Genomic DNA, 1,823 nt, shown 5'->3' with positions numbered 1-1,823 from the left:
GCCTAATCAGTTAAGCCCTAGATAAAAAATAGTCCGATTTATTGACTTATGAGCACATTTGTATTTTATGATTAAATATACAAAAATTATTATACACTACGTTTTTTGAAAATCAGATATGCAATACCATACACCAGTGCAATGTAGATTAAATAAGCTACAATTAACCCATTTTGTGATATGTGCATCGCTTGTTTCAATATGTTTGGTGACAACATTCCTATGTTAGACATACCGAGATAAATATTAAATGGATTCCATTTTAGAAACGGCGCTAAATCAATTAATTTTAATGAAATAGCACTTAATATTGGTGTTGCCACAATCATCACAACACCTAATCCAATTGCTGCTCCAGAACTTTTAACTAAATTCGTAATCATCAACACTAACGCAGCCACAAATATCATTTGGATGGCTGTATCAAGCATGCCAATACCCATAGTTTGCCAGCTATTACCTGTATACCCGAGAGATTTACTGAAATCATAATTTGGTATAAACAAAGCAACCGCTAAGACAGTCCCAATAAATGCTGTGACAAACAAACCAATATAGACACTCAAGTTCAACAACAGCTTACTTACAAAGACACTGCCGCGACTAAAGCGACGTGATAACAATGGTCGAATAGTGCCAAAGCCAAATTCTTGGGATACTGACAAAGCAGTAATAATAATACCGGCCATTTGTACGTACAGTAGTGCTTGGCCCAAATTAATTACTGATGCCATAGTTCTTTGTGATTTAAAAATACCAATAATAGCTATCGGAAAAGCGAAGCTCAAAATTAACCAAATATATAATTTATTTTGCTTAAAAGCTTTATAATACTCTTGTTTCATCAATGTTAACACGACTTATTCCCCCTTATCGTCTGCTGCCAACATATCCAACAACGACTTTTCCAAATTCCCAGTGATGGTATTAAGTGTTAAAATCTTAAGATTAGCTCGATTAATCGCTGAAATAACTTCTTGCAAACTTTCCGCCCCAGTAATTTGCAGATCCCCATCATCAATACTTGCCTGCCAATTATGCTCTTGAACAACTAGCAATGCTGCCTCATTGTCATTAGTATCAACTGTCCAGCGCACTTTATCGTGGCTAAAGAAATTAGACATCGTGTCTTTTTCGATAATTTTGCCATGATTAATAATCACAACATCATCAACCAATTTTTGCAATTCATCTAACAAATGACTTGATATCAAGAATGCTGTGCCTTCATCAGCCAAAGAGCGAATTAATTCACGCAAATCATGAACTGATTGTGGATCTAATCCGTTCATTGGTTCATCTAAAATGACCAGTTTTGGATTTCTAATCAGCGCAATTGCAATACCAAGACGTTGTTTCATCCCCAATGAAAAGTTTTTGGCCTTTCGTTTTCCAAAGTTATCGCCATCGATTTGTGTTTTATGCATGAGCATTTTAAAATCTGCAGGTGAAGTTGTATCCATTGCATACAACTTCAAATGTTCTAAGGCTGTCAAATTAGGATAAATTGACGGATACTCAATCAAATTACCAATTTTATCCAATGCTTGATGATTACTAAACGTCACAGGTTGTCCATCAAACGAAATTGTACCTGATGAATAACTCATTAATCCAGTAATCGCACGCATTGTCGTTGACTTTCCAGCACCGTTGGGTCCAATTAATCCAACAATGTGGCCGGCTTCAACATCAAAACTAACTTGATCCATTGCGGCACGTGCCCCATATTTTTTGCTAACGTTTTTTACTTCTAATAATGCCATTATGCTTTCTTTCATTATCTAAAAAAAATATATTCTAAAAACGGACCGCTCCTATTC

General features: G+C 35.5%; 2 protein-coding genes. Both read right to left on the bottom strand.

The window, feature by feature from the left end; genetic code table 11:
* Positions 1 to 89: 89 nt before the first annotated feature.
* Positions 90 to 857, bottom strand: a complete 768-nt coding sequence (locus ACW12G_RS07785; protein WP_146977454.1) for an ABC transporter permease — start codon at positions 855 to 857, stop codon at positions 90 to 92.
* 3 nt (positions 858 to 860) lie between these two features.
* Positions 861 to 1,766: an ABC transporter ATP-binding protein gene (locus ACW12G_RS07780; RefSeq protein ID WP_048699821.1), complete on the bottom strand. Its 906-nt coding sequence runs from the start codon at positions 1,764 to 1,766 to the stop codon at positions 861 to 863.
* Positions 1,767 to 1,823: the final 57 nt, after the last annotated feature.

The sequence above is a fragment of the Leuconostoc sp. genome (assembly GCF_965300815.1).
This window is presented reverse-complemented; position numbering and strand designations above follow the sequence as displayed.

Excerpts from the sequence above, each read along its gene's own strand:
- ACW12G_RS07780 (WP_048699821.1), bottom strand. The coding sequence starts at position 1,766 with ATGGCATTATTAGAAGTAAAAAACGTTAGCAAAAAATATGGGGCACGT.